Origin of the sequence: Streptococcus sp. oral taxon 061 (assembly GCF_964211575.1) — a bacterium.
Taxonomy (GTDB): Bacteria; Bacillota; Bacilli; order Lactobacillales; family Streptococcaceae; genus Streptococcus.
In genome coordinates, this window is sequence record NZ_CAXOQQ010000018.1 from 1 (window position 1) to 1728 (window position 1728).

3 protein-coding genes are annotated in these 1728 nt (G+C 37.0%); 1 reads left to right on the forward strand and 2 read right to left on the reverse strand.

Going from position 1 to position 1728, the window contains the following annotated elements:
- The coding region (locus AB8E63_RS08610; protein ID WP_368910844.1) for a collagen binding domain-containing protein at window positions 1–1145 on the reverse strand (1145 nt) is incomplete at its 3' end.
- Between the two features lie 310 nt (window positions 1146–1455).
- Window positions 1456–1527 (reverse strand): hypothetical protein, encoded by a 72-nt coding sequence (locus AB8E63_RS08615; RefSeq protein ID WP_368910846.1) that lies wholly within the window; start codon window positions 1525–1527, stop codon window positions 1456–1458.
- Here AB8E63_RS08615 and AB8E63_RS08620 point away from each other — a divergent pair.
- On the forward strand, window positions 1523–1728 hold a 206-nt coding region (locus tag AB8E63_RS08620), incomplete at its 3' end, for a hypothetical protein (protein WP_368910848.1). The genes AB8E63_RS08615 and AB8E63_RS08620 overlap by 5 nt on opposite strands.

Sequence of the window (1728 nt, forward strand, 5' to 3'; positions counted from 1 at the left end):
GTTGTAGTAGGAGCTTCTGTCGTTGTAGGAGCTTCTGTCGTTGTAGGAGCTTCTGTCGTTGTAGGAGCTTCTGTTGTAGTAGGCGCTTCTGTTGTAGTAGGAGCTTCTGTTGTAGTAGGAGCTTCTGTTGTTGTAGTTGTTGGTGTTGAGGTATTATCGCCATCTACACCACCGTTTGCATTGATGTTCGCAACAGACGCGTTTACTTCTTTAGCTATAACCGCAGTTTCACCTTTTACTTGGTACCAAACTTTCGTGTTGTTCTTGAAGTGTTTCTGAGCATCGATTTCTACTTTTGTACGATAGAAAATAAGAACGCCGGTCTTGTTGATAAGGTCTTTAGGAATCGTAACTACAAATTTTCCTGAAGCATCCACTGTAAATGTTGATCCAGGGAACGCTGCTTTGAAATCTTCAATCGCTGTAGCGCCAGAATAGTAGCCAGGTTTGTTTCCTGTTGTTGTAATTTTAAAGCTGTCTGGCACTAATTTGTGTCCGCCTTGAACTTCGTCTTCGACACGAACGTCGCCGTCCACTTCTAAGTTCATTGCATTGATGGTTAATACCCAAAGAATGTGTTCAGGATCGTCAGCGTGCATATCACCTGCTTTGAGATAGAATGGAGCGCTATTAACACCAGTAGCCATTTTTTTAACGTTTAAATCTACGGTCTTAACTCCACTGATAATAGTAAATTTACCAACATGTTCTTTATCAGTTGCTGTATTGTTATGACCTTCAATCTCAAATTCCCCCCAACCACGGATGTTTTGAAGGTTTCTGATAGCTTCATTAAAAGTAACAGTTGCAGATCCATCAGTAATGACCATGTCTCCAACGTAAGTTCCATCAATACTTAGTGGAATTGTCTTTTTAAAACCAACCCCAAAGACTGTCCCAGAACTAGTCCAATTAACTTTTAATGTATCACCTGGTTGAATTTTTTGTGCGTGCTCGTCAAATGTAAACTTAACGGTTGTTTGTCCGCCATCGGTGATTTCATTTGATGAGACAGTCAGTGAACTAATATTGTTACTGACGTCTCCTGCTTTTACCACATCAGATCGCGAAAATACTATGATTAATAATGGTAAAAATACAAGAAAGAAGACTTTTGCAAGCCTACTTAGATTATTTTTTCTCATTTTCTTCTCCTATTTGTCTCCAAATTCTACACTTATTTGTATATTAAAATCTAAACCTACAAATATATGAATAATATTATAGGTTGCTTTTCCAAGACAACACTAATTTAAATGCACCTCCCACTAGTCAATAATAAAAAAACATCCTATAAAGTGAATTGTATCACAAATAAATAAAATTTCAAGTATTTAAATGTTTTAAGTGTAAAATTATACTTGTTCAACAGAAAAAAATTATTCATTCATTGAAGAACTGAAAAAGGGCTATTATTTGAAATAGCCCTTTTAAATAATTAATCGACCTTTAACCTTATTTCTTTTCATTTTTGCGTAAAAAAGCAATGGCAGCGATAGATGAAATTAGAGTTACAAATCCAATGATAGTAACTAATGACCCTTTACCTTCTCCGGTTTTAGGAAGTCCAGGTTTTTCTTCGGTTGTAGTTACTGTAGTAGGCGTAGGCGCTTCAGTAGTGGTTACTGAAGTAGTAGGTGCTTCAGTAGTGGTTACTGAAGTAGTAGGTGCTTCAGTAGTGGTTACTGAAGTAGTAGGTGCTTCAGTAGTGGTTACTGAAGTAGTAGG